The organism is Cupriavidus sp. 05N38 (assembly GCF_056397345.1).
In genome coordinates, this window is the sequence record NZ_JBFTNF010000002.1 from 215,270 (window position 1) to 238,984 (window position 23,715).

23 protein-coding genes are annotated in these 23,715 nt (G+C 68.8%); 6 read left to right on the forward strand and 17 right to left on the reverse strand.

The genetic code is table 11. From position 1 onward, the window contains the following. Nucleotide 1: 1 nt before the first annotated feature. The 4 genes from AC1DK4_RS01955 to AC1DK4_RS01970 all read right to left on the reverse strand — a co-directional run bounded on the left by AC1DK4_RS01955 (nt 2) and on the right by AC1DK4_RS01970 (nt 4,808). On the reverse strand, nt 2-2,455 hold the full coding sequence (locus AC1DK4_RS01955; protein ID WP_441612049.1) for a penicillin-binding protein 1A: 2,454 nt from the start codon (nt 2,453-2,455) through the stop codon (nt 2-4). A 135-nt stretch (nt 2,456-2,590) separates the two neighbouring features. Then, complete coding sequence (locus AC1DK4_RS01960; protein WP_441643124.1) at nt 2,591-3,673, reverse strand: S1 family peptidase; 1,083 nt, start codon at nt 3,671-3,673, stop codon at nt 2,591-2,593. Then, nucleotides 3,628-3,897: a hypothetical protein gene (locus AC1DK4_RS01965; RefSeq protein ID WP_441612047.1), complete on the reverse strand. Its 270-nt coding sequence runs from the start codon at nt 3,895-3,897 to the stop codon at nt 3,628-3,630. Before AC1DK4_RS01965 ends, AC1DK4_RS01960 begins: the two co-directional genes overlap by 46 nt. Before the next feature lie 278 nt (nt 3,898-4,175). Next, nucleotides 4,176-4,808, reverse strand: coding sequence for a DUF2239 family protein (locus AC1DK4_RS01970; RefSeq protein WP_441612046.1), 633 nt, complete (start codon nt 4,806-4,808; stop codon nt 4,176-4,178). 250 nt (nt 4,809-5,058) lie between these two features. On the opposite strand from AC1DK4_RS01970, the gene AC1DK4_RS01975 reads away from it, so the two are divergent. Further along, the gene (locus AC1DK4_RS01975) at nt 5,059-5,211 is read left to right on the forward strand and encodes a hypothetical protein (protein WP_441612045.1); all 153 of its coding nucleotides are present in this window, start codon (nt 5,059-5,061) and stop codon (nt 5,209-5,211) included. Nucleotides 5,212-5,225: 14 nt separating this feature from the next. On the opposite strand, the gene AC1DK4_RS01980 is transcribed toward AC1DK4_RS01975, so the two are convergent. Beyond that, a complete protein-coding gene (locus AC1DK4_RS01980) occupies nt 5,226-5,834 on the reverse strand; it encodes a DUF2459 domain-containing protein (protein ID WP_441612274.1) in 609 nt (202 codons plus the stop codon). 391 nt (nt 5,835-6,225) lie between these two features. Between AC1DK4_RS01980 and AC1DK4_RS01985 the strand changes: the two genes are divergently transcribed. Then, nucleotides 6,226-6,846, forward strand: coding sequence for a flavodoxin family protein (locus AC1DK4_RS01985; RefSeq protein WP_441612044.1), 621 nt, complete (start codon nt 6,226-6,228; stop codon nt 6,844-6,846). 89 nt (nt 6,847-6,935) lie between these two features. Here AC1DK4_RS01985 and AC1DK4_RS01990 read toward each other — a convergent pair whose 3' ends face one another. Genes AC1DK4_RS01990 through AC1DK4_RS02010 form a run of 5 tightly spaced genes read right to left on the reverse strand, consistent with a single transcriptional unit; the run spans nt 6,936 to nt 11,755 of the window. Then, complete coding sequence (locus tag AC1DK4_RS01990) at nt 6,936-7,949, reverse strand: proline racemase family protein (RefSeq protein ID WP_441612043.1); 1,014 nt, start codon at nt 7,947-7,949, stop codon at nt 6,936-6,938. Nucleotides 7,950-7,984: 35 nt separating this feature from the next. Further along, nucleotides 7,985-8,773 carry an ABC transporter permease gene (locus AC1DK4_RS01995; RefSeq protein ID WP_441612042.1) on the reverse strand — a complete coding sequence of 263 codons (789 nt, stop codon included), beginning with the start codon at nt 8,771-8,773 and terminating at the stop codon, nt 7,985-7,987. Next, nucleotides 8,770-9,612 carry an ABC transporter permease gene (locus AC1DK4_RS02000; RefSeq protein WP_441612041.1) on the reverse strand — a complete coding sequence of 281 codons (843 nt, stop codon included), beginning with the start codon at nt 9,610-9,612 and terminating at the stop codon, nt 8,770-8,772. Before AC1DK4_RS02000 ends, AC1DK4_RS01995 begins: the two co-directional genes overlap by 4 nt. After that, entirely contained in the window at nt 9,609-10,676 is a 1,068-nt protein-coding gene (locus AC1DK4_RS02005; protein ID WP_441612040.1) for an ABC transporter ATP-binding protein, read from the reverse strand. Before AC1DK4_RS02005 ends, AC1DK4_RS02000 begins: the two co-directional genes overlap by 4 nt. A gap of 14 nt (nt 10,677-10,690) precedes the next feature. Beyond that, the gene (locus AC1DK4_RS02010) at nt 10,691-11,755 is read right to left on the reverse strand and encodes an ABC transporter substrate-binding protein (RefSeq protein WP_441612039.1); all 1,065 of its coding nucleotides are present in this window, start codon (nt 11,753-11,755) and stop codon (nt 10,691-10,693) included. Between the two features lie 106 nt (nt 11,756-11,861). Between AC1DK4_RS02010 and AC1DK4_RS02015 the strand changes: the two genes are divergently transcribed. Beyond that, nucleotides 11,862-12,965, forward strand: coding sequence for a GlxA family transcriptional regulator (locus tag AC1DK4_RS02015; protein ID WP_441612037.1), 1,104 nt, complete (start codon nt 11,862-11,864; stop codon nt 12,963-12,965). A gap of 266 nt (nt 12,966-13,231) precedes the next feature. Here the strand turns inward: AC1DK4_RS02015 and AC1DK4_RS02020 are convergent, their stop codons facing one another. The 4 genes from AC1DK4_RS02020 to AC1DK4_RS02035 form a co-directional block, all read right to left on the reverse strand. Next, nucleotides 13,232-14,848, reverse strand: coding sequence for an inorganic phosphate transporter (locus AC1DK4_RS02020; protein WP_441612036.1), 1,617 nt, complete (start codon nt 14,846-14,848; stop codon nt 13,232-13,234). Between the two features lie 134 nt (nt 14,849-14,982). Next, nucleotides 14,983-15,342: an ArsR/SmtB family transcription factor gene (locus AC1DK4_RS02025; RefSeq protein WP_441643123.1), complete on the reverse strand. Its 360-nt coding sequence runs from the start codon at nt 15,340-15,342 to the stop codon at nt 14,983-14,985. Next, nucleotides 15,326-15,787 (reverse strand): SRPBCC family protein, encoded by a 462-nt coding sequence (locus AC1DK4_RS02030; RefSeq protein ID WP_441612273.1) that lies wholly within the window; start codon nt 15,785-15,787, stop codon nt 15,326-15,328. The genes AC1DK4_RS02025 and AC1DK4_RS02030 overlap by 17 nt, the downstream gene beginning before the upstream one ends. A gap of 157 nt (nt 15,788-15,944) precedes the next feature. Further along, nucleotides 15,945-16,325: a VOC family protein gene (locus AC1DK4_RS02035; RefSeq protein ID WP_441612034.1), complete on the reverse strand. Its 381-nt coding sequence runs from the start codon at nt 16,323-16,325 to the stop codon at nt 15,945-15,947. A gap of 128 nt (nt 16,326-16,453) precedes the next feature. On the opposite strand from AC1DK4_RS02035, the gene AC1DK4_RS02040 reads away from it, so the two are divergent. Further along, complete coding sequence (locus AC1DK4_RS02040) at nt 16,454-16,993, forward strand: cysteine hydrolase family protein (protein WP_441612033.1); 540 nt, start codon at nt 16,454-16,456, stop codon at nt 16,991-16,993. An 18-nt stretch (nt 16,994-17,011) separates the two neighbouring features. On the opposite strand, the gene AC1DK4_RS02045 is transcribed toward AC1DK4_RS02040, so the two are convergent. Beyond that, nucleotides 17,012-17,338: a winged helix-turn-helix domain-containing protein gene (locus AC1DK4_RS02045; RefSeq protein WP_441612272.1), complete on the reverse strand. Its 327-nt coding sequence runs from the start codon at nt 17,336-17,338 to the stop codon at nt 17,012-17,014. Nucleotides 17,339-17,668: 330 nt separating this feature from the next. After that, on the reverse strand, nt 17,669-18,097 hold the full coding sequence (locus AC1DK4_RS02050) for a TOBE domain-containing protein (RefSeq protein ID WP_441612032.1): 429 nt from the start codon (nt 18,095-18,097) through the stop codon (nt 17,669-17,671). A gap of 248 nt (nt 18,098-18,345) precedes the next feature. On the opposite strand from AC1DK4_RS02050, the gene AC1DK4_RS02055 reads away from it, so the two are divergent. Next, complete coding sequence (locus AC1DK4_RS02055; protein ID WP_441612031.1) at nt 18,346-19,617, forward strand: DUF2325 domain-containing protein; 1,272 nt, start codon at nt 18,346-18,348, stop codon at nt 19,615-19,617. A 38-nt stretch (nt 19,618-19,655) separates the two neighbouring features. Here the strand turns inward: AC1DK4_RS02055 and xth are convergent, their stop codons facing one another. Further along, nucleotides 19,656-20,471 (reverse strand): exodeoxyribonuclease III, encoded by an 816-nt coding sequence (gene xth, locus AC1DK4_RS02060; protein ID WP_441612030.1) that lies wholly within the window; start codon nt 20,469-20,471, stop codon nt 19,656-19,658. Nucleotides 20,472-20,947: 476 nt separating this feature from the next. Between xth and AC1DK4_RS02065 the strand changes: the two genes are divergently transcribed. Continuing rightward, the gene (locus AC1DK4_RS02065; protein ID WP_441612028.1) at nt 20,948-23,695 is read left to right on the forward strand and encodes an ATP-binding protein; all 2,748 of its coding nucleotides are present in this window, start codon (nt 20,948-20,950) and stop codon (nt 23,693-23,695) included. Nucleotides 23,696-23,715: the final 20 nt, after the last annotated feature.

The following is a 23,715-nucleotide window of genomic DNA, read 5'->3' on the forward strand; positions in this document are numbered from 1 at the left end:
TCTATTGCGCCTGTGGCGGACCGCCTTCGCTGGCCGTCCCGCCATTCTGCGCCGGCGCCAGCACGGCGGCAGGCAAACCCGGCGCGGGCGCGGCTGCCGGCGCACTTGCCGGCGGCGCCGCGGGCAAGCCGGCCGACGCCGGTGCCGGCACCGCCGCCGAGGCATCTCCCGCATACGGCAGGCCGCCATCGCCGGCTGACGGCGCGGCGGCTGCCACGCTGGCATCACTGGCCGCCGGCGTGGCTTCGGCGGCAACAGTGGGGCGCGGCGCGCGGCGCGGCGGCGGCGGCGGTGCCGCGGGCTTGGGCGCCGCGCCGAACAGGCGCTGGTACCAGCCGCGCACGGTGCCGGTGAGCGTGTCCCAGAATCCCGTCTGCTCCTGTTCGACGAAGCGCACGTTGGCGTCGATCACGCGGGCGCGCAGCGAGCGCTGGAAGAAATCGCCCACCATGGGCAGTGCGCTGTGCGCGCCCTGCCCCCAGTAGTCGCTGCGCAGCGTCACGCGGCTGTCGTTGAAGCCGACCCAGGCGCCCGCCACCAGTTGCGGGTGCATCAGGATGAACCAGCCGTCGGCGTTGTCCTGCGTGGTGCCGGTCTTGCCCGCCACGTCGGCGCGGATGCCAAAGCGCGTGCGGATGCTGCTGCCGGTGCCGCGATCGATCACGCCGCGCATGACATCGAGCAGCGTCTGCACGGTGGCGACCGGCAGCGCCTGCTCGGGCGAAGCGTGGCGGAAGGTCTCGAGCACTTCGCCCTTGCGGTCTTCGATGCGGGTGACCATCACCGGCTCTAGATAGGCGCCCTGGTTGGCGATGGTGCCGTAGGCCGCGACCATTTCCTTGAGCGTGACGGGGCTGGTACCGAGCGCCAGCGACGGCACGGTTTCGAGCCGGCTTTGCCGCACGCCCATGGCGCGCGCGAGCCTGGCCACCTTGTCCGGCCCGACGGTCTGCATCAGTTGCGCGGTGATGGTGTTCTTGGAGTACACCAGGCCGTCGCGCAGGCTCATGGCGCGCCCGCTCGGCGGGCCGTCGTCGGAGGGCCGCCACACTTCGCCGCCGGCCAGCGGGATTGCCACGGCCTGGTCGACAAAGGTGTCGTCGGGGCTGGCGCCCTGCTGGAAGGCTGCGCCGTAGACGAAGGGCTTGAAGGTGGAGCCCGGCTGGCGCTGGGCCTGCTGCACGTGGTCGAAGGCGTCCTGGCTGAAATCGCGGCTGCCCACCCAGGCCTTGATCTCGCCGCTGCGCGGGTCCAGCGCCAGGAAACCGGCCTGGACGCGGGTCTTGGTCTGGCGCAGCGCCTGCATGAACGCGCTGTCCGCCAACAGGGTCTTCATGGCCGCGTCGGCGGGCTGCCCGGCCTCGCGCGCGGCGCGGTATTCCGGCGTTTCGCGCACGAAGGCCTGCACCAGCTCGCGGTTGGCGGCCCAGCCCGAGCGGGGCGCCCAGGCGGCATCGGCGATGCCCTGCAGCTGGTTGCCCTGGCGCGTCACGGCCTGGCTGGCCAGCGCCTGCAGGCGCGAATCGATGGTGGTGCGCACCACCAGCCCGTCGGTATAGATGTTGTAGTCGTTGCGGTCGGCCCAGTTGATCAGCCATTTGCGCAGCTGCTGGGCGAAGTGCGGGGCCGGGCCGGGCGGCTCGGTCTGCCGTTCGAAATCGATGCGCAGCGGCCGCTTCTTCAGCTGCTCGAACCGGGCCGGCTCCAGCTTCTCGTACTTGACCATCTGCGCCAGCACGATATTGCGCCGCTGCAGCGCCCGCTCGGGATTGATGACCGGGTTGTAGTAGCTATTGCCCTTGAGCATGCCGATCAGCGTGGCGCTTTCCAGCACGTCGAGCTTGCCCGCCGACTTGTCGAAATACGTGCGCGCCGCCATCTCGATGCCGTAGGCGTTGTAGAGAAACGGCACGGTGTTGAGATAGGTCTCGAGGATCTCGTCCTTGGTATAGAGGGCTTCGATCTTCAGCGCGGTGACGGCTTCCTTGAGCTTGCGCGTGAGCGTGGGGGCACGGCCGATCTCGTCGGGATAGAGATTGCGCGCGAGCTGCTGGGTGATGGTGGAGCCGCCCTGGCGGTCGCCGGAGAACGTGTGCAGCGCGGCCGAGCCGAGCCGCCGCCAGTCCAGCCCGAAATGCTGGTAGAAGCGATGATCCTCGGTGGCGATCAGCGCGGTGGTCACATTGGGCGAGATATCGGCCAGGCGGACCCATTCGCGGTTGGCCCACCGGTACACGGCCAGCTCCTTGCCATCGGCGGACAGCACCTGCGCGGGCTGGTCGGACTTGGCCTTGCGGATATCGCTGATGCCCGGCGTGAACGGCACCAGCACCAGCACGTACAACAGGAACAGCAGCGGCACGGCGGCAATTGCCTTGAGCACGCCGCGCCGCGTGGGGCGGCGCAGTCGGGCAAGGCGCTCGGCGGCAAAGGTTTTGATCTGGTCCGGATTCATGAAGCAAGCAGCATTGGACGGCGGCGCGGCCCGGCGCGCGGCCGGCCCGCCGTCAATGGAAAGGCCTGCATCCTACCAAAAACGCATGGCGCCGCAGCGGCGTGGCGTTGGCGGCGCATGGCGCCGGCGTGCCGCTCAGTCGAAACGATGATCGAGCAGCACCAGGCTTTCGTCCACCTTGTCCCAGCGCGCCACGTAGCTGGCATCGAAGCGCACCACGCGCTTGAGCTCGGGCGCATACCACGCCACCGCCGTGTAGGGCACCGAACTTTGCGAGCCGCCGCCGGAGAAACCGTAGAAGGGGCGCATCACGTACCCCTTGTAATCAATGCGCAGCACGCGGAAGCTGCCCGCGGGCACGGTGATGGTGGACTCGCCGGTGGCTTCGCCGCTGAGCTCCGTGGGCAGGTCGGTGCCGGGCTGCTTGTAGCTGTACTTCCAGCGCATGCCCGGCTTGACGTTCTCCGGCACCCAGCCGCGCGGCGGCGAGACGGCATCGAAGTCGCCGCCGGCAGGCGTGGCGATCTCGACGCGGCCATCCCGGCTCTCGATGCGCGCGCCCTGGTTGAAGCTCACGCGCTCGGCCTCGACCTTGTCGACGCGGTAGACCACCGGGCGGCGCTTGTGGGTCAGCTTGTCGACCAGCTCGTAGCGCCAGACCTCGCCCACCGCCGGCGACTGTTTCCCGGCTGCGATCCCACCTGCCTCGTCGGTGGCAACGGGAGCCGCGGCTGCGGGCGCGGGTGCGGCTGCCGGCGCCAGCAGCGATGGCTTGTAGCTGGCCATCGCCGCCGTGCCGCGTTCCCTGGCTGCCGCGATCCAGTTCGCGGGCACAGCCTTGAGCAGCTTGTCGCCCGCATCGGCGCGTCCCGCCAGCACGCCCACCAGCCGGCCGCTGTCGTCGAAGACGCCGCCGCCGCTGGCCGCGCTCGGCATCTGCACCGTGATCTCGATGCGGTCCAGCTTGCCGTCCGCGCCGGCGCGCAGGCCCGCCACGCTGCCTTCCTGCAGCGCGACGCCCGCGGCTTCCGGGCTGGCGGCGGCCACGATCTTCTGGCCGAAGGATGGCGCCGCCGCGGCGGTTATGACCACCGCCGGCGCGCTGAAATTGGCCACGCGCAGCAGGCACAGGTCGCGCTCGACGTCGGGCGCTTCCAGCGTGGCGTCATAGCTCACGTTGTCGCGCCGCACGGCGATGCCGCTCGCGCCGGCCAGCACGTGGCAGGCCGTGACGAGCTGCCCGCGGCCCCGACCACTACGGCCGAGCCCGAAGACAGCGGCGCGTTGTTCTGGCCCATCGTGCGCACGCCGTAGACGCTGGGCGTGATCTTGGCGAGCAGCTGTGCGCTGTCGAGCGCGTGGGCGCTGGCGGCGGCGAGTGCAAAGGCCGCGGGAAACGCGGACAGCACGGTACGGCGCATGCGGTGCGATGGCGTGGTCATAGGGTGGGACTGGAAGTGGAAAGCAGGGATACCCGGATGCGGGAAAGCCGGGATGCACGGACAGGGAGCGTGGCGATTGCCTCGGCGCGGCCGCATCGGACAGCGTGCGGCTGCAACCGGGCGCCGCACCGCTGCGCCTGCAAGGCAGCCGCAAGCCCGGCCGGCAAGCCCTGTGATTCCCATCCCTGTAACCCCGCCCGTTCTTGTTGTCTGTCTTCGTTGTGGCCGTATTCTGCAGTGGCCATGCGGATTGGACAAGGGCGCGGTGCCGGCGGCCTTCAGCCGCCCTGTTGCTCCCGCGCATCCGCGAACGCGGCTTCGGCGCGCTGCCGGAGATAATCGCGCAGGTCGGCCGGCCACAAGGCGACCAGTTCGTCGAAGCGCGCGCGCTCTCCCGCGAACAAGGCACGTGCCACCTCTTCGAAGTTGGCGCCGCCGCCGGCCGCCGCCGCCATGAAGCGGTAGCTTGCCTCCTGCGCCCTGCGGATACGGTCCTTGCCCGCGCCGGCCCTGCGCGCGTCCTCCACCAGCTTGCGCAGCGCCACCGACGCCCCGCCGGGTTGCGCGGCAAGCCAGTCCCAGTGGCGCGGCAGCAGCGTGACCTCGCGCGCCACCACGCCCAGCCGCGGCCGGCCGGGACCGCGCGGCGTTTCGGCTTCGGGCGCCTGCTGCGCGTCGGGGAAGGGCGCGGCCTGCTCCATGGCGGCGATGCGCGCGGCCACCTCGTCGGCCGTGCCGCGGAAATCGACCTCCACCTGATGGCAGTCGTCATCGCCGAAGATCAGCACGCCGGCGACGGGCTCGTCGGCAAAGCGCTCCCTGACCTGCCGCGCCACCAGCGCGAGCGCGCCCGCGGCGATGCGCCTGCTGCCTTCGAAGGCGGTGTATTGCGCTGGCTGGATCTCACTCATGACGGTCTGGCGTTGCCGCGAAAGATGAACAATGACGCCGATAATACCCGGGTAAAATAGCCCAGTCAATATTACCCGGGTAAAAATGCGGCGGCCCGTCCGGGACCGGCGGACGAAACATCACAGGCGGCGGAGCGCCCGCTGTGGCCTTACCTATACTGGAAGCCTCGGTCCTGGCGCCGGCTTGCATCCCGGAGCCCGCCGCGAGGCCACGTAACCGAAGACCTGAAGATCCGCTGGGGGGACTGCCATGCAACGTTCCATCGTCGTCGCGCTCTTGCTGCCGCTTATGCTGGCCGGTTGCATATCGTTCAGCAGCAGCGACCCCAATCCGCCCAACAAGACGCCCGTGGTAGTGCCGCCGCCCGGCTCCTCCGTCTACTGCAGCCCCGCGCCCTGCTAACGGCGCGCGGCCGGCTACGGCGCGTCCCTGCCCTGCGCGGCAGCGGCTGCGCGCGCCTGCCGCATGATGCCGCCCGCGAATAACGCGCCGCCCACGGGCAACCCGGCGGACCGCAAGGCGTCCGCCGTCCACGTATTGCAGGTATAGAGGCCGTCGTAGGAGCCGGTCGCGCCGAAGAACAGGCTGCCCGGATAGGGCCCCTGGCCGAGCCTCACAGGCAAGCCCGCGCCGTCCTTCTCCACCGCATCGCGCAGATAGCCGCGCAGGCCCCGCAGGCCGGCTTCGTCCACCCCGAGGCTGACCACGTCGCCGGCGCCGAACGCGGCCGCCGGCGTGTCGCGCAGCACCGTCATCAACAGCGCGCCCGGGCCCGGGAACATGGCCGAGAACATCGCTGTCCAGCTATGGTCGTGCGTGATGACGTAGCGCCGGTCGCCAAAGCCGAAGCAGAGGAAGCGCGCGCCATCGAAACCCCGCGCCAGCGCGCCCACCCACTCGCCGGCATCCTCGCTGCGCAGGCAGATATCGGTATGCCAGCCGCGCGCCACCACGGCGATGGCGGTAACGGCCGGACCCGGCGGCTTGCCCGCGGGCGCGGGCGTGGTGGCGCAGCCGGCCAGCACGAACGGCAAGAGCAGCGCCGCGGCGCGGGCCGGGATACTTGATCGGGGGCAGGGCAAGGGCGGATACCGGGACTCACTGGATCCGCGCCGCGGCGTGCGGCGAGGAAATCGCACTCTTGATGGTAGGCGACGGCCGGCGTGGCGCCGGCCGCATAGACGCGCAAGCGCACAAAACCGGCACCGCGCGTGACGCGCACTGCCTTTGGCCGCGCTGCTGTGTGCTCGCCGCCAGTTGCCGGCAGCGATATTCAAAATAATTCAACAACTTATTGATTTTGCGGCCACTCGCGCGCGCTCGCACTGCCTAAACTTGCTTTCACAGGCAGGCACTGAAGCCAACCAAAGCAAGACTCCCAAGATTCAAAATTTCGCAATCATCGAGGAAAACATCATGCACGCCACCGCCACCCAGCTCGCCATCGTCTACCACAGCGGCTACGGCCACACCGCCAGGCAAGCGCAGGCCGTCGCCCGCGGCGCCGCCAGCGTGGACGGCGTGGAAAGCCTGCTGATCAGCGTCGACGAGATCGATCAGCACTGGGACACGCTGGAAAACGTCGACGGCATCATCTTCGGCGCGCCCACCTACATGGGCAGCGCGTCGGCGCAGTTCAAGGGCTTCATGGATGCCACCTCGCGCAACGTCTTCGCCAAGGGCGGCAAGTGGGCCAACAAGGTGGCGGCAGGCTTCACCAACGCCGCCTCGCGCTCCGGCGACAAGCTGGCCACCCTGCAGCAGATGGCGATCTTCGCCGCGCAGCACGGCATGCACTGGGTGAACCTGGGCCTGCCCCCGGGCCACAACAACTCCAAGTCGACCGAAGACTCGCTGAACCGCCACGGCTTCTTCCTGGGCGCGGCCGCGCAATCGAACGCCGATGAAAGCGCCGAGGTGGTGCCGCCGCTGGCCGATCTGCGCACCGCCGAACACCTGGGCGCGCGCGTGGCCGAAGTCGCGCACCAGCTGGCCGCCGGGCGCCGCGCGCTGGCTACGCTCAAGCAGGCGGCCTGAGGCCGGGCAAGCCCGGCTGCCCCGCATCCGGGGCAGCTGGCCCGAGGCAACCATGCAACGACGCAGCCGCGAGGCTGCGTCATCGCATTTCAGCGCACCAGGAAGCCCGCGCCGACCGGGTCGTCGCGGTCGATCATCCAGCGCGCCGTGCCCAGGATGCTGGCGGTGCCCTTGACGGTCGGGCGCACCGCGCGCGTGCCGTTCAGGTCCACCTCGCCCAGCAGGCAGCCTTCGAAGGTACCGCTGCCCAGCAGCCCTTCGGACAGGATGGGCTGGTTCAGGCCCAGCTTCCCGCGCGCCTCGAACATCGCCATCATGGCGCTGGTGCCGGTGCCGCCGGGCGAGCGGTCGAGCTGCCCCGCGCTGAACACGTGCACGTTCTTGTAGAACGCGCCCTCGATGGTGGGCTGGTGCCAGAACGTGATGAAGTTCAGGTTGTTGATATGCGCCTCGGTCGGATGCTGGATGCGCATCTGCTGCCTGATCTGGTCGCGCACCATCACGCCGAGCCGCGACAGCTCACTGCCGTTGTCCGGCGAGATGCGCAGCGCGCAATCGCTCAGGTCGACGATGCCGAAGTAGTTGCCGCCCCACACCAGGTCGGCCTTGAGGTCGCCGTAGCCGGGCAGATGCACCGGGATATCGCGCGCGGCAACGTAGGCCGGCACGTTCTCGAAGCGCGTCCACAGCACGTTGTCGCCTTCGGAGGCCACTTCCGAGACCACCAGGCCCGCGGTGGTCTCGAAGCGGATGCGGGTCATGCCGTTGCTGCCTCGCGGCACCAGGCCCAGCGCCACCATCGCCATGCTCACGGCAATCGTGCCATGGCCGCACATATGCGAATACTCGGTGCCGTCGATGTAGATCAGGCCGGCATCGTATTCCGGGCTGGACGGCGGCGTGAGGAACACCCCGAACATGTCCTTGTGGCCACGCGGCTCGCGCATCAGCGCCATGCGCAGCCAGTCATAGTGCTGCTCCAGAAAGGCGCGCTTCTCCAGGATGGTGGACCCGGGGGGATAGGGAATCCCGCTGTGCACGATGCAAAGCGGCTCCCCTTCGGTGTGGGTGTAGATGACGTCGAACGCGTCTTGCTTGCGCATGGCTGGAGCTCCTTGCTGAAGGGTTGCGGAGTGGGTCATTTGCGGTCGGACAGCATGTCCAGGCCGATGGTCAAATCGAGGATCGCGATGGCCACCACGGCCACCACGATGGTCGCGCCCGAGACTGCGGCGATGGTCGGGTCGATGGTGTACTGCACGTAGTTGAAGAGCTTGACCGGGATTGTGTTGAGGTCCGCCGTGGTGTTGAAGATGGACAGCTCGACATTGATCCACGAGGAAATGAAGGCAAAGATGGCGCCCGTGACGATGCCCGGGCGGATCTGCGGCAGCACCACCAGGAAGAACGTGGTCCAGGGATTGGCGCCGAGGTCGTAGGACGCTTCTTCCAGCGCGCGCTGCTCGGGCGTCATCAGCGACAGCGTCGACCTCAGCACGAAGGGCGCGATGATGACGGTGTGCCCGATCAGCAGGGACAGGAAGCTGCGCGTGAGGCCGAAATAGCCGCCGAACTGCAGCAGCGCCGCGCCCAGCACGATGTGCGGCAGCACCAGCGGCGACATCAGCACGGCCGCGATGGCGCGCTTGCCGGGAAAGTCATGGCGCCCCAACGCCAGTGCCGCGGGCACGGTCAGCAGCAGCGCGCCGAGCGTGGCGGCCAGCGCGAGCGCCGTGCTGGTCGAGAACGCCGACACGTAGCTCGGATCGGACAGCATCGTGCGGTACCACTGCAGCGTCCAGCCCTGCGGCGGGAAGGCGAGGAAAGAGGAGGCCGTCAGCGAGCTGCCCAGGATCACCGCCAGCGGCAGCACCAGGTAGGCGAGCACGGCCCACGACACCAGCCGGATCAGGGTCCTGGCGATCATCGCCCACCTCCGCGGATTTCCCCGGCGCGGCCGGCAAGCGCGACCATGGCGAGGGTGAAGACCAGCAGGACGATGCTGAGCGCGCCGCCGTAGTGGACATCGAAGGTCGAGCTGTATTGCTGGAAGATCAGCATGGAGAGCACCGAGATGCGGCCGCCGGACAGCAGCGCCGGCGTGACGTAGGCGCTGACCGCCAGCGTGAAGACCATGATCGCGCCGGCCACCACGCCCGGCAGCGTGAGCGGGAAGGTGACATGGCGGAAGGTCGCGGCGGGGCCTGCGCCGAGGTCCGCCGAGGCCTGTTCGCAGCCGGGATCGACCCGCGCCAGCGCGTTGCCCACCGCCAGCACCACGAACGGCAGCAGCACATAGACCATGCCGATGATGATGCCGAGCTCGGTGCCGAGAAAACGCACCGGACGCTCCGCCAGGCCCGTCGCCAGCAGGCTCTGGTTGACCAGCCCGTTGCGCCCGAGCAGCACCATCCAGCCAAATGAACGCACGATATTGCTGGTGAACATCGGCACCACCAGCAGGATCACGCACACCCGGCGCCACGCACGCCAGCGCACCATGCGCACCAGGTACCAGGCCAGCGGATAGCCCAGCGCGACGCAGGCAAGCGTGGTCACGCAGGCAATGCGGAAGGTGACCAGGATCACGTCCCAGTGGTAGCTGTCCGCCAGCACGCGCACATAGTTGGCCAGCGTCCAGGCGTGAGGCTCGCCACTGGCAAGGCTCGCGGTCAGCACCACGGCCAGGGGCGCAAGGAAGAATGCCGCGAAGAACGCCAGCGGCGCCGCCAGCATCAGCCCGAGCATCGCGTGCGGGTGCCTCATGCCGGCTCCCCGATCAGATGCAGGTGCGCGGGATGAAAGCCCAGCCGCACCTCGCCGCCCGGGCGCAGGCCCGCGGCGGGCAAGCCCGCTGCGCGCGCCACCATGAGATGCCCGCCCACATCGGCGCGGATCATGGTGTGGCTGCCCACGCTGGCGACATCGGCCAGCACGCCGGACCAGGCGCACAGTTGCGCATCGCCGGCGCCGGTGCCGTCCAGCAATTGCAGATGCTCGGGGCGCAGCACGGCCACGCCGCGCGGCGCCATGCCCGGCTGCATGGCGGGCACGGTGCGCCCGGCCACGGCAAGCCGGATCTCCTGGCTGCCGGAGGCCTCGTAGCCGATCAGGTTGGCGTCGCCGATGAACTCGGCGACGAAGCGCGTGGCGGGCGCGCGGTAGATCTCGGTGCCGGCGCCGATCTGCTCGATGCGCCCCGCGTGCATGACCACGATGCGGTCGGCCATGGTCATGGCTTCTTCCTGGTCATGCGTGACGAACACGAAGGCGATGCCCAGCTTTTCCTGGAGCTGCTTGAGCTCCAGCTGCATATGCTTGCGCAGCTTCATGTCCAGCGCGGAGAGCGGCTCGTCGAGCAGCAGCAGCTTGGGCCGGTTGACGATGGCGCGCGCCAGCGCCACGCGTTGCTGCTGCCCGCCGGACATCTCGCGCGGATAGCGCTCGCCGAGCGCCGCCAGGCCCACCATCTCCAGGGCCTGCATGGCGCGCGTGCGCGCCTCGGCGCGCGGCGCGCCCTGGCGGCGCGGGCCGTAGGCCACGTTGTCCAGCACGCTCATGTGCGGGAACAGCGCATAGTTCTGGAACACCGTGTTGAGCGGGCGCCGGTAAGGCGGCAGCTGCGTGACGTCCTGGCCATCGATCAGGATGCGCCCGCTGTCCGGCGCCAGGAAGCCCGCGATGGAGCGCAGCAGCGTGGTCTTGCCGCAGCCGCTGGGGCCCAGCAGGGCGACGAACTCGCCCTGCCGGATATCCAGGCGGATATGGTCCAGCGCCGTATAGGCGCCGAAGCGCTTGCAGACGGCATCGATGCTCAGCAGATCAGACATCACTCGCTCCCACCCTAGCGCTTGCGCGCGACCTGCCGGTTCCACGCATCGGTGATCTCGGCGCGCCGCGCGTTGATGACGCTCCAGTCGAACAGGCTCAGGCTGTCCACCGAACCGTTGACGCCCCACGGCAGCTTGCGCGCCACGTCGGCCGGTACCGTGACGCCCTGCACGGCCGGTCCCAGATAGAGCTTGGTCGCCAGGCAGGTAGCCGCTTGCGGCGTCAGCGCGGTGTCGATGAACTTCTCGGCGGCGACCTTGTTGCGCGAGCCCTTGACCAGGTGCAGGCGCGCATCGGTTGCCCATGCGCCCTCCTTCGGCACCACGAAGCCGATGGGCACGCCCTTGTCGATCAGGTCCCAGGCGCCTACGTTGAAATGCGCGCCGATCACGGCTTCGCCGCTCTGGAAGGCATTGGTGGCCGCGCCCGAGCTGTCGAAGAACAGGGCGGTATCGAGCGCCGCCAGCTTGGCGTAGACCGGCGCCAGGTTGGCCGCGTCCGCGCCCCACACCTTCGCCATGAACACCACGAACGGCACCCCGGACGAATTGGCCGGCGACGGCACGGCCACCGCGCCCGCGTACTCCGGCTTCCACATGTCCTTCCAGCTGGTGGGTGCCGGCCTGACCGACTTGGTGCTGTAGGTCAGTCCCAGCGAGTAGTAGCCGGAGCCCACGGCATAGCTGGTGCCGCCGTTGCGATACACAGCCTTGGGCAGCACGTTCTTCAGGTTGGGGATCGCCGCGGGATCGAGGTTGTCCAGCACGCCGGCCTGGTAGGCCAGCTCACTGATGCCGCCGTCCATCCACGCGACATCGATGGCGGGCGCGGCCTTTTGCTGCTGCAGCTTGGCCAGGGTCGTGGTGGAGGTGCCGATCTCCGGCGTCACCGCGATCCCGGTGGCCTTCGTAAATGGCTCCGCCACGCAGCTGCGGAACGCGTCGCCCCAGTTGCCGCCGTACATGGCGACGGTCAGTTTCGCCGGCTGCGCGGCCGCGCCCGGCGACCACGCCGTGGCGGTTGCCGCTGCGGCGACGGCCAGCGCGGCGCGGATGGTACGGTAGGTCTCGGATCCCATGTCATGTCCCCAGAAAGGTTCTTGCGTTGCGACCACAGATGCATGTTGCGCGTTGGCAGCCCGTCCGAGCTTGCAAGCCGTGGCCATAAAGTTGAATAATTGCGTCATGCCAATCCCGCCTTCCGCCAGTACCGGCGCCAGCACCGGCGCCAGCACCGGCCCACACGAACCGGATCCCCCCGCGCCCGTCGGGCAAGGGGGTAAACCCGAGCTGAACGTCGGCTTCGTCCTGCTGCACCAGTTCACGCTCGCGGCCTTCTCCGGACTGATCGACGTGCTGCGCCTGGCCGCCGACCACGGCGGGCGCAGCCGCCAGATCCACACCAGCTGGCGCGTGATGAGCATGGACGGCCTGCCGCGCACCTCGAGCGCCGGCGTGACCGTGCAGGTCAACGGCGCCCTCAGCGCCGACCCCGGCGAGTTCGACTACGTGGCGGTATGCGGCGGCAACGACTACCCCAACACCTACATGCCGCCCGCGCTGCGCGACTGGCTGCGGCTGGCGGCGGCCAGCCGGGTGCGCATGCTGGGCATCTGTACCGGGACATTCGCGCTGGCGCAGGCCGACCTGATCGGATCGCGCTCGGTCTGCGTGCACTGGAACGTGCTCGACGCCTTTCGCGATCGCTATCCGCGCACGCGCGCCGTGGTGGACCATCTCTTCGTCGATGAGGGCGACCTGATCACCTGCGCCGGCTCGACCGCCGCGATCGATCTCGGGCTGTACCTCGTATCCCGCCATTGCGGCAGGGAGAAGACCCAGCAGGCGGTGCGCCACATGATGCTGCAGGGCATGCGGCCGGCCAAGCTGCCGCAGGCGCATTTCTATGCCGACCTGGCGCACATCAAGGACATCCGCGTACGCCAGGCCGCCCACTATATCGAGCAGCGCATCGACAACCCGCCTTCGCTGGATGCCATCGCCCGCTACGTGGGCGTGGGGCGGCGGCAGCTCGAACGCGCCTTCCACGAGGCCATCGGCGTCTCGCCGATGGCGTTCCAGCGCACGCTGCGGCTGGAGTATGGCAGCTGGCTGCTGCGCAACAACCCGGCCAGCATCACGCAGATCGCACTGGATTGCGGCTTCGCCGACGGCGCGCATTTCTCGCGCGACTTCCGCGCGCGGTTTGGCGTCTCGCCGCGCCAGTTCCTGCAGCAGGGGCAGGACGGCGCAGCGCCGGCGCCGGCGCTCGCCGAGCCCGGCATATGAAACGTTTCAGGCGAGTGCCGCACTGTCGCGGGCAGGACACCGGCCGCGCGATTCGCGTGCGCATGGCGGCGCCCTTCGTGTGCGCGCCGGGCAGGGGCAAGATCCTCCGCGGGCGGGCGTGTTTCGGCCAGGGCGCGAAGCCGCGTTCGCCGGGCCTGGCGACGGCCTGAGATTCCCGCGGCCCCTCGCCGCTGGCGGGCGAGGGGCAGCCAGCATCAGCGATGCGGGCGTTGCGGGCAGGCCGGGCGCGCGCGCCGCAATGGCTTTCAGAACAGCTTGGTAAACACCCAGAACAAAGACCCCGACAGCAAGATCGCCGCCGGCAGCGTCAGCACCCAGGCCATCGCCAGGTTGCGGATGGTGGACATCTGCAAACCCGAGCGGTTTGCCGCCATGGTGCCGGCCACGCCTGACGAAAGCACGTGAGTGGTGGACACCGGCAGGCCGAAGGCGTCGGCCGCGCCGATGGTGGCCATGGCCACGAGTTCGGCGCAAGCCCCCTGCGCATAGGTCAGGTGGGTCTTGCCGATCTTCTCGCCCACGGTGACCACGATGCGCTTCCACCCGACCATGGTGCCGAGGCCGAGCGCGATGGCCACGGCCACCTTGACCCACAGCGGGATGAACTTGGTGGCGGTGTCGATTTCCCGCTTGAAGGCGCCCAGGTTTTCCCTGGTGGCGGCATCGAACCTCACCGTGCTTTCCTTCTCCAGCAGACGGATGGCTTCGGACGCGAGGTACATTTCGTTGCGGACGTTGGCCACCGAGGTCGCCGGCACGCCAGCCAGGCTGTCGTGCGCGCGCACCTGGTCGCCGATCTTGCCGGCGATGCTGGCGAGGGCGGGCACCACGTCGGCGTTGAATGCGCGCGTACGCAGGTAGTCCGACAGCACGCCATGCGGATCGGCGGGTGCCGCCACCGGTGCCGGCAAGCTGCGTTGCAGGGCGTCGCTGGTGACCTGCGCCACTGCCGCGAAACGGGTGGTCTCGTCCACGGGCATGGCGCGGTTCAGGGCATAGGAGATCGGCACGGTGCCGACCAGGATCAGCATGATCAGGCCCATGCCCTTCTGTCCATCGTTGGAGCCGTGCGCGAACGACACGCCGGTGCAGGTGAGCACCAGCAAGCCACGGATCCACCAGGGCGGAGCCTTGTTGCCCTGGGGCTCGGCGTACAACTCAGGGCGCCTGACCAGCGCGCGCAGCAGCAGCAACAGCAGTGCCGCGCAGCCGAAGCCGACCAGCGGCGAGAGCAGCAACGAATAGCCTACCTTGATGGCCTGCGGCCAGTCCACGCCGCTGGTGCCGTCCCGCCCGTGCATCAGCGCATTGGCCACGCCCACGCCGATGATGGAGCCGATCAGCGTATGGGACGACGAAGCCGGCAGGCCGAGCCACCATGTGCCGAGGTTCCAGATGATGGCGGCGATCAGTAACGCGAACACCATCGCGAAACCGGCCGAGGAACCCACCTGCAATATCAGTTCCACCGGCAGCAGCGAGATGATGCCGAACGCCACCGCGCCGCTCGACACCAGCACGCCGAGGAAATTGAACAAGCCGGACCACACCACCGCGAAGTGCGGCGGCAGGGAGTTGGTGTAGATCACGGTGGCCACGGCGTTGGCCGTGTCGTGGAAGCCGTTGACGAACTCGAAGCCCAGGGCGATCAGCAAGGCCACGCCGAGCAGCAGGATAGGCAGCCAGGTCGACGGCATGGACTGCGCCGAGGACACATCGTGCACCAGGCTCACGCCCGTGTAGGCGATGCCTCCCGCCAGCAGCAACAGGAAAGCCAGGCCGGCGAGCTTGCCGGGGCGGTGGTCCAGGTTGGGGCGCAGGCGCCGGGCGCCGGCATCGGGCGTCGCTTCGATGTTGTTCATGTTCCGCTCCCTCAAGGACGAAGCGCCATCGTCCTGCCGGAACATGACATTTCCGTGACACGAGTCACGCACGAATCACAAAGCCACCGGACAATTTCGCGCCACGCCGGGCACGCGGATGCCAGCGCGGGCGCCTAGGATTCCAGCGCCAGGCGCAGACGCTCCAGCGCGTGATCCCATTGGCGCGCGATCAGTTCGAGCGAGCGGCGCGCGGCTTCGATCTGTGCCGGATCGAAGGCCCACTGGCGCTCGCGCCCGACCTTGATGTCGTGGACCAGGCCCACCTGCGCCAGCGCGTGCAGGTGCTTGGTGATGGCCTGCCGCGAGATGTCGCTGCCGGCGGTCAGCTGGGCGATGGACATGGCGCCGCCGGCACACAGCGCGGCCACTAGGCGCAGGCGGGTTTCGTCGCCGAGCGCGGCGAAGACCGACGCGGACTTGCGCAAGTCCGCGCCCACCGCGCCCACCGCGCTGACGTCACTGCGCGGCAACATGCTTTTCGATATTGCGCATCTGTCCCTCCCAGCCGTTGCTGTTCATACGGAACGCTTCCAGGCGGCGCCCCGGCGGCACGTTATCGAAGCCCGATTCCACCACGCGCAGCAGCGTGCCACCTGGCACGGGCTCCAGTTCGAAGACGACCAGCGTGGTCGGCTCCGCCGAGTAATCGCGCCCCGCTTCCACCGCGGCCGGATGCCAGCGCCAGGCAAACAGGCGCTCAGGCTCCATGCGCTCGATCCAGGCTTCGAACACCACATGCTCGAAGCCCGGGTAAGTGATCTGGCCCCGCACCGGCTGCCCGACGACAAAGGACTTGCCGCGCAGGTCCACGCAGAACCACTTGCCGAATTCCTCGGCATCGGACAAGGCTTGCCAGACGCGCGCGGGCGACGCCTTGAGCAGGATCTGACGTTCAATGCGATCAGTGGATGAGTCCATCATGCAATCTCCGATTGGGCCGGCCCGGGCGCCAGGCGGACATCCGCCGTATCCGCGAATGGTTGCGGATAACCGCCCTCATGCAACCCAGTGGTTGCATATTAGGTGACGCCCACGCAAAGCGCAATCGAACGGCTGCATTTCTCGCAGCGTGGACTTACATCGGCTCGAGCACCGACAGGATATTGCCGGCCGGGTCCTTGAACCAGGCGATGACCGGGCCGCCCTCGCCACGCGAGATGCCGCGCGCGTCGGTCTTGACGCCGGGCAGGTCGTAGCTCTCGAACCGCACGCCGCGCTGGGCGAGCTTGTCCACTGCGCGCTCCACGCTCTCCACGGGGAAGTTGAGCACGGTGAAGGTCGCCGCCACATGGCCGGGCTTCGGGTAGAGCAGCACGGAGTTGCCACCCGCCAGGTTCAAGGTCAGCAGGCCGCCGGATTGGGACACCTCGAGTCCGAGCACGCCACCGTAGAAATCCACGGCCTTGGCAATGTCGTCGACGGAATACCCGCTGAATGCATGGCTGTCTCGCAGCATGGTCCGCTCCTTGGAGAACACCCTTGGCCCAGTATTGTTCAATGCGGCAGCGGACTCAAGGCGCGCCGGTGGCGCGAAGGCGGCGATAGAATGCGGCTTCTCAACGAAGGGACGCGAGGAGCGCGACGATGTCATCTGCCCTGCTGGTAATCGACGTTCAGGAAGGCCTGTTCGGGCCTGCGCCGCAGCCGGCGTCGGCCGACGCTGTCATCGGCAATATCAACGCGCTGATCGCGCGTGCGCGCGGCAAGGACGTCCCGGTCATATTCATCCAGCACGAAACCCGCGAGGACGAGCTGCGCTTCGATACGCCGGGGTGGCAGCTTGTGGCGGCGCTCGATGCGCGGGCTCACGATCATTTCATCCGCAAGACCACGCCGGATTCCTTCCTTCGCACCGAACTGGGCGCCTTGCTGTCCACGCTGGCGGTTTCGCACGTGGTGCTGTGCGGCTATGCCACGGAGTTCTGCGTCGACACCACGGCGCGACGCGCCGCGGCGCTGGGTCTCGATGTCACGCTGGCGGCGGACGCGCACACGACCCACGACAAGCCGCATGCGAGCGCGGAGATGATCCGCGTGCACCACAACGCCACGCTACCGTCGATTTCCAGCTTCGGCAGCAAGATCGCCGCGCACGCGGCGGCGCAAGTGGATCTTCGCGCCTGAGCGGCGGCGCGCCGCCGCTCAGGGTTTTGCCAGCAACCGGATCAGCGCGTCGATCTCGCCCGCGCAGGCCTTGGCGGCGAGCGTCTCGGCGGCCCGGTAGAGGCGGACCACGTCCTCTCCCACGGGAGTCAGCACCGTGCCGCCGCCCTGCGAGCCGCCGTGCTCGGAATCCACGGCGGGCTGCGCCAGCGCGCGGTTGATCTCGTTGAGCAGGTCCCAGGCCCGCTTGTAGGACATGTCCAGGCGCCTGGCGGCGGCGGAGATGGAGCCGCATTCGCGGATCGCCTCGAGCAAGGCGATCTTGCCGGGGCCGATGGCGATGGTGTCGCCCAGCATGATGCGCATGCGCAGGAGTGCCTGCGGTTTGTCCGGGCTGACGGATGTGCGGGAGCGGGCAAGTTTGACCATGGCGGCATGGTAACTCGCCCGGGCCTTGCGGCGAAACAGGCGCGTGGCGCGAGTCCATCCGCTCGCGCCCCCCGGACTGCCTTCGCCGCAACCAGCCGGACCTGATCGCCTATGAGATGGATGGCGCGCCGCTGGGCGCCAGCGGCTTTGCCCGACTGGTGGTGCCTAATGCCTAATGACGGCAAGGCCGGCCGCTACGTCTCCAGGCTGACCAGCCTGGAGGTGTTCGCGGCGCCGCCCGCCCGCTGACGCTGCGCGCCGGCGGTCTCAGGCGCGCGTGGCCAGCAGCACGCTGGAAGCCTTGAAGATGGCGACGGCTGCGCCGCCCTGCTTCAGGCCGAGGCTGGTGACGCTGTCGTTGGTGATGATGGCCACGATCTCGCCGCCCTGCGGCAGGCCGATGGCAACCTCGGAATTGACGGCGCCGGTCTTGATGCCCGACACCGTGCCCGCGAGCTGGTTGCGGGCGGACAGCAGCATGCCCGGATCGGCCACGCCGACGATCACGGACGAAGCCTTGATCAGGGCGATGGCCTCCTTGCCGACGGCCAGGCCCAGCCGCTTGGTGCTCGCCCCGGTGATGGTGGCGACGATGCGTACCCCGCCGGCGACCTCCAGTTCGATTTCGTCGTTGACCGCACCATTGTGAATGGCGCTGACCTTGCCGCTCAGCTGGTTTCTTGCGCTGGTGTTCATATTCACCTCTCTCTTCGCATTGTTATGACGGCCGCGCCGGGGCGCTGGCGGGGAGCGCGCACTCCACCTTGCCGATCATACCGCCTTTGCAAACGCGATCTGCCGCCACGCAATGCTCGTTATATTCAATGGTATATTTCGCCGATACGGCAGTGTTTCCGCGCCTGGCTGGCGGCGCGGCACCCGGCCTTTCTTCTTCCACGCGAGGTTCCGCATGCACGCTCCCCCGTTTCGCCTGGCCCGCGCCAATGGCATCGAGGCGGCGCTCGGCAACAAGCCAGCCGCCGCCTGCTGCACGCCGTCGGCGCCGCACGCGGCTGGCGGAACTGGACTCGCACCTGCACTGCTCGATCATCGGCACCTGCATGACCACCGGCGAGCTGCGCAAGCTGGTGCCGCGCTTTGCCGCGCTGGAGCGCCAGCGCACGACCGACCTGGAGATCCATCACGAGGCGGTCAAGCTCGCCGGCGCCGGCGGCGAGGGCTGCAAGGCCCTGCAAAAGGCACTGGACGAGCGCTATGCGCTGGCGCTGCGCCGCTTCAGCGCCGCCAGGGGTGCCCAGGCCGTGCTGGGACTCTGGCAGGATGCGGTGGCCAGCGGCGATATTCCGCCGGCCTACTGGGCCGTGATGACCCATCCGGAGGCCAGCGTCGCGGTGCGCCAGGCCGCCTTCGGCGAGGTGCATATGCTGTCGCACCTGGTGGGCGCCGCCAACCGCGCCGATATCCGGCGGCTGATGGCGCTGGAAGCGGAGAACGGGGCGCTGCGCGACAAGCTCGAGCGCCAGCAGGAACGCCTGCAGGAGATGAGCGCACGGCACGATGCGGCAACGCGCCAGACCGCCGAGCTTGGCGACAGGCTCACCCAGCTGGCCGCGCGCGAGCCGGCGCATGCCGAACTCCACGCGCTGCGTGAAACGCTGGCCGCGCGCGCAGACGATGCCGCGCTGCAGGCCAGCCGCCGCGAAGCCGCGGAGCAACGCGTGCTGCAAGAGCAGGACGCGGCGCGGGAGCTGCGCGCGCAGCTCGAAGACGCGCTGGCCCAGCTCAAGATCAGCCGCGCCGAGGCGCTGGCCATGGAACATGCCGTGCTGTCGGCCGATGGCAACGGCGAGCAGGCGCAGGATCGCCATCCGGGACTGCGCCTGCTGCAAGGCAAGCGCATCGTCTACGTGGGCGGGCGCCCCGGCTCCAACAACACACTGAAATCGCTGGTGGAATCGACCGGCGGCCAGCTGGTGCTGCACGACGGCGGCATCGAAGACCGCAAGGGCCTGCTGGCCGCGACGGTAGCGCGCGCCGACATGGTGGTGTTCCCGGTCGACTGTATCGACCACGATTCCATGAGCACGATCAAGCGTGTCTGCGACCGCCATCAGGTCGCCTACTATCCCCTGCGCACCGCCAGCGTCGCCAGCTTCGTGGAACTGGCGAGCCGCGTGGCAATGCCGCCATCCGGCCTTCCGGATGCGGCCGCCACCGCGCGCATGCCGTCGCCGGTGCCAGAGCGGGCAGCGTAGCCGCGGCCGCCTGCCGGCGGCACCGCCTTCCTGCGTTCCTAAGCCTTGCGCTTCCTGCCTTGCGCGGCAGATCCCATGTCGAGTTCCACCCAGGCCGGCGCATGGTCGCTTGCCTGCGGCTCGCCGCGCACCCAGCGGTCTACGCCCGCCGCGCGCAAGCGCGGCGCGAGGCCGGCACTGAGCAAGAGATGATCGATGCGCAGTCCCGAGTCGGTCTGCCAGTGCTGGCGAAAGTAATCCCAGAACGTATAGACCCGCGTCTCGCCGAAGTACGCGCGCAGGGCGTCGGTCCAGCCTTGCTCCAGCAGGCGCTGGTAGCAGGCGCGGGTCTGCGGCTGCAGCAAGGCATCCTTGCGCCATGAGCGCGGATTGTAGATGTCCGCGTCGGTCGGCACCACGTTGAAGTCGCCGGCGATGACCACCGGCAGGCCGCTCTCATGGAGGCTGGCCGCATGGGTGATCAGGCGCTCGAACCAGGCGAGCTTGTAGTCGAACTTCGGTCCAGGCTGCGGGTTGCCGTTGGGCAGGTACAGACAGGCCACCAGTACGCCCTGCACCGCGGCTTCCAGGTAGCGGCTGTGGGCGTCGTCAGCATCGCCGGGCAAGCCGCGCCGGCATTCGACGGGATCTACGCCCCTGGCAAGGATCGCTACGCCGTTCCACGATTTCTGGCCATGCCAGACCGCGCCGTACCCCGCCGCATGGATCTCGCCGACCGGGAATGCCGCGTCGTCCGCCTTCAGCTCCTGCAGGCAGGCCACGTCCGGCGCCTCGCGCGCCAGCCACGCCAGCAAGGCGGGGAGCCGGGCGCGGATGCCATTGATGTTGAAGGTGGCGATCGTGAGCCGGGCCATCGGATGAACCTCCGCACAGGCTGTGCAAGGGCGCGCTGCGCCATGCTTTCTTCGTGCCTGGCGGCCTCAGAAAATTCCTACGCGCGTTCGATCTGTTTGGGAAATTTCCCCACTTACATTGGGAAATTTCCCAAAATCATGCGGGAAAAGGCGGGATAAAGTCCAGCCTGTTATCAGCAAGTTCCACCCAGAATCGTTCGCGCTTTTTGTTGGCGCCTCCCCGCATGACAACCCACCCACGCCTGACCGCGCCAGGCCGCCGCAAGGCACGGCGCGGGTCTCCGGCATGCCCGTCCGCCCAGGCCCGGCCGGATGGGCAAGCCAGCCTCGCATGATCAACCGGGGGCGCGCCAGGGACCGCCCCGGAATTTCGCCAGCACCTTGTACCGTCCCGGCCACGTCATTGCCGCCGGCTGTGACGCGATTGCCCGGATGCGCCGTCGACACGAGCACATAACCGCACCTGAAACAACACAATGCGAATAGATCGACGCTTCCGGCTGCTTGCCGCCTTTATCTTCGCCACCACGGTAGGGCTCGCGGGTTACCTGCTGCTGCTGGGATGGCAGAGCTATAACGCCGCGCAAGAGACCGAACCGGTGCTGAACCTGTTCAACTCGGTGCTGGTCGCGGCAGAAAAGGCTTCTGCGGAGCGCGGGCCTTCGAACGCCGTGATGGGCAGCGATTCGCCCGTGCCGGCCAGCAAGCAGGAAGCGCTCACCCGTGCACGCGCGGAGACCGACCGCGCGCTGGGCGCCGCGGTCTCGCATCTCGACGCCATGCCGTGCGCGCACTGCCCGGCCAGCGCCAAGCTCCTGAGGGAGATCCACGCGCAACTGCGCGACGCGCGCGCGGGTGTCGACCGGATTGCGCAGACGCCGCGCCCGGGACGCACCACCGACGGACTGTGCACCGTGCTGGGCACCATGTTCACCGCCACCGCCGACATCATGCGGATTTCCGACGAAGTCATGTTCGACCTGATCCGCGCGGAGCCGCTGACCGCCGAGCACGCAGGCATTGCGCGCCTGTCCGCCGAGCTGCGCGAGCAGGCCGGACGCGCCGGCTCCGTGTTCACTCCGGCACTCACCGCGCACCGGGCGCTGTCCGCGGAGGAGCGGCGCGAACTGTGGACCGAGACTGGCAGGATTCGCGCGCTGGGCGAGCTGATCACGATGCGCGCCCGCGACGACAAGGCCACGCGCCGCCCCTCCGTGATGGCCATCCACGAAATGGCATCGAGCTACTTCACCGACGGCGTTGCCTATCTCAACGAGGTCGCCGCGCTGCCGCCGCACGACCTGCGCTACCCGTCGACCGCGGCCTTTGCCGAGCGCTACGTCCCGACCATGGCCGCCATCATCCGCGTGCGCGATGCGGAGATCGCCTCCGCCATGCATATCGTGCGCCAGCAGGAAGCCGCCGCCGGCGCCAAGCTGCGCCTGCTGTGCGGCATCATCGGCATGGCGCTGCTGGCGCTCGGCGTCATCATCGTCATGTTCGCGCGCCGCATCATCCGCCCGCTGTCCGGGGCCACGGAGGCCATACGAAGCATCGCCGGGGGCGACTACAACCTCACGCTGCCGTCGGCGCGGCGCGGCACCCAGATCGGCGCCCTGCTGCATTCCGTGCAGGTGCTGCGGCGCGCGGCGATCGCCAGGGAGGAACTGGAGGCCGACCGCAACCTGCTGATCAGGCAGTTGCAGGACGCCGCCGCGCAGGAGCGCGCCCAGGCCGAGGCCCTGATGCAGGCCAGGGATGCCGCGGAGGCGGCGCTACACGCCAAGGACAGTTTCCTGGCCATGATGAGCCATGAGATCCGCACGCCGATGCACGGCATGCTGGGCCTGCTGGAGATGCTGATCGATACCGGGCTGGACGACCACCAGCGGCATCTGGCCCAGGTGGCCAACAGCTCCGGCGAGGCCCTGCTGCAGATCCTCAACGACATCCTCGACTATGCCAAGATCGGCGCCGGCAAGATGAAGATCGTCGAGACCGGGACCGATCTGCGCGAGCTGATCGAGGGCGCGGTATTCCTGCTGTCCGGCAACGCCTGCGAGAAGGGCCTGCGGATGAACATCTGCATCGATTCCGGCATCGCGGCACGCTATCTCGCCGATGCCGTGCGCATCCGCCAGATCCTGCTCAACCTGATCTCCAACGCCATCAAGTTCACGGTGCAAGGCAGCATCAGCGTGAGCGCCGCGCAGGTGGAAAGCGCGCACGGGCACGAGATGATCGAGATCACCGTGAGCGACACCGGCATCGGCATCCCGGCCGGGGCGCTGCACATGCTGTTCGAGCCGTTCGAGCAGGTCGACGGCCACTCGACCCGGCGCTTCAGCGGCACCGGGCTCGGGCTGACGATCTGCCGGCAACTGGCCGAACTCATGGGCGGCCAGCTCGAGATCAGCAGCACCGAAGGCAACGGCACCTCGGTGACGCTGCGGCTGACGATGCAGGTGGATTGCGACAACTACGAGTTCCCGCAACTGGCCAACAGGAAGATTGCGATTGCCGTGGACGAGCCCGCCGCGGTGATGGCGCTCAAGCACTACGCCCGCGCCGCCGGCATGCGCCCCTTCGTGGTGGGCGCCCAGGACGAATACCATGCGCCGCTGCGCATCGTGGGGGCGGCCGGAGCGCATCATCCCGGCGATATCCTGCTGGTGCGCAAGGGCGGCCGGCCGGCCGGCACGGGTAGCGGCAGCCCGGTCGTGCTGCACGACAATCCCATCGCCTGGAGCGCCTTCATCGGCGCCTGCCAGGAGGCGCTGCCGAGCGGCCACGGCGGCAATCCCGGCGCGGAGGTCGCACCGTCCGGCGAGCCGGCGCCGGCGGACAGGAAGGCGGCGCGCATCGTGGTGGCGGAGGATCACCGCGTCAACCAGCTGCTGCTCAAGACCCAGCTGCGGCAGCTCGGCTACGACAACGTGGTGATCTGCGACAACGGCGAAGGCGCCTGGAAGGCGCTGCACGCGGCGCCGACGGACCTGCTGATCACCGACCTCTACATGCCGGGCATGGATGGCTTTGCCCTGGCCAGGCAGTTGCGCGCGAGCAAGGATGGCAGGCACACCCCGATCATCGCGGTGTCGGCATCGACGCTCGCCGAAGAGGAGCATCGCAGCCGCGCCGCGGGCATCGACGTCTTCCTGGGCAAGCCCGCGTCGATGCAGGAGCTCAAGCAGGCACTGCGGCAGGTCCTGGCGCAGCGCTGAGGCCCGCGCCTCCGTGCGGC

Coding starts and splice junctions, on each gene's coding strand:
- AC1DK4_RS02030 (WP_441612273.1), bottom strand. CDS start 15,787: ATGGACTCATCCACTGATCGCATTGAACGTCAGATCCTGCTCAAGGCG.
- AC1DK4_RS01995 (WP_441612042.1), bottom strand. CDS start 8,773: ATGATCGCCAGGACCCTGATCCGGCTGGTGTCGTGGGCCGTGCTCGCC.
- AC1DK4_RS01965 (WP_441612047.1), bottom strand. CDS start 3,897: ATGACCACGCCATCGCACCGCATGCGCCGTACCGTGCTGTCCGCGTTT.
- AC1DK4_RS02000 (WP_441612041.1), bottom strand. CDS start 9,612: ATGAGGCACCCGCACGCGATGCTCGGGCTGATGCTGGCGGCGCCGCTG.
- AC1DK4_RS02045 (WP_441612272.1), bottom strand. CDS start 17,338: ATGCGCATCATGCTGGGCGACACCATCGCCATCGGCCCCGGCAAGATC.
- xth (WP_441612030.1), bottom strand. CDS start 20,471: ATGGCCCGGCTCACGATCGCCACCTTCAACATCAATGGCATCCGCGCC.
- AC1DK4_RS01990 (WP_441612043.1), bottom strand. CDS start 7,949: ATGCGCAAGCAAGACGCGTTCGACGTCATCTACACCCACACCGAAGGG.
- AC1DK4_RS02025 (WP_441643123.1), bottom strand. CDS start 15,342: ATGTTGCCGCGCAGTGACGTCAGCGCGGTGGGCGCGGTGGGCGCGGAC.
- AC1DK4_RS02050 (WP_441612032.1), bottom strand. CDS start 18,097: ATGAACACCAGCGCAAGAAACCAGCTGAGCGGCAAGGTCAGCGCCATT.
- AC1DK4_RS02065 (WP_441612028.1), top strand. CDS start 20,948: ATGCGAATAGATCGACGCTTCCGGCTGCTTGCCGCCTTTATCTTCGCC.
- AC1DK4_RS02035 (WP_441612034.1), bottom strand. CDS start 16,325: ATGCTGCGAGACAGCCATGCATTCAGCGGGTATTCCGTCGACGACATT.
- AC1DK4_RS01975 (WP_441612045.1), top strand. CDS start 5,059: ATGCAACGTTCCATCGTCGTCGCGCTCTTGCTGCCGCTTATGCTGGCC.
- AC1DK4_RS01970 (WP_441612046.1), bottom strand. CDS start 4,808: ATGAGTGAGATCCAGCCAGCGCAATACACCGCCTTCGAAGGCAGCAGG.
- AC1DK4_RS02005 (WP_441612040.1), bottom strand. CDS start 10,676: ATGTCTGATCTGCTGAGCATCGATGCCGTCTGCAAGCGCTTCGGCGCC.
- AC1DK4_RS01985 (WP_441612044.1), top strand. CDS start 6,226: ATGCACGCCACCGCCACCCAGCTCGCCATCGTCTACCACAGCGGCTAC.
- AC1DK4_RS02020 (WP_441612036.1), bottom strand. CDS start 14,848: ATGAACAACATCGAAGCGACGCCCGATGCCGGCGCCCGGCGCCTGCGC.
- AC1DK4_RS01955 (WP_441612049.1), bottom strand. CDS start 2,455: ATGAATCCGGACCAGATCAAAACCTTTGCCGCCGAGCGCCTTGCCCGA.
- AC1DK4_RS02010 (WP_441612039.1), bottom strand. CDS start 11,755: ATGGGATCCGAGACCTACCGTACCATCCGCGCCGCGCTGGCCGTCGCC.
- AC1DK4_RS02040 (WP_441612033.1), top strand. CDS start 16,454: ATGTCATCTGCCCTGCTGGTAATCGACGTTCAGGAAGGCCTGTTCGGG.
- AC1DK4_RS02055 (WP_441612031.1), top strand. CDS start 18,346: ATGGCATCGAGGCGGCGCTCGGCAACAAGCCAGCCGCCGCCTGCTGCA.
- AC1DK4_RS02015 (WP_441612037.1), top strand. CDS start 11,862: ATGCCAATCCCGCCTTCCGCCAGTACCGGCGCCAGCACCGGCGCCAGC.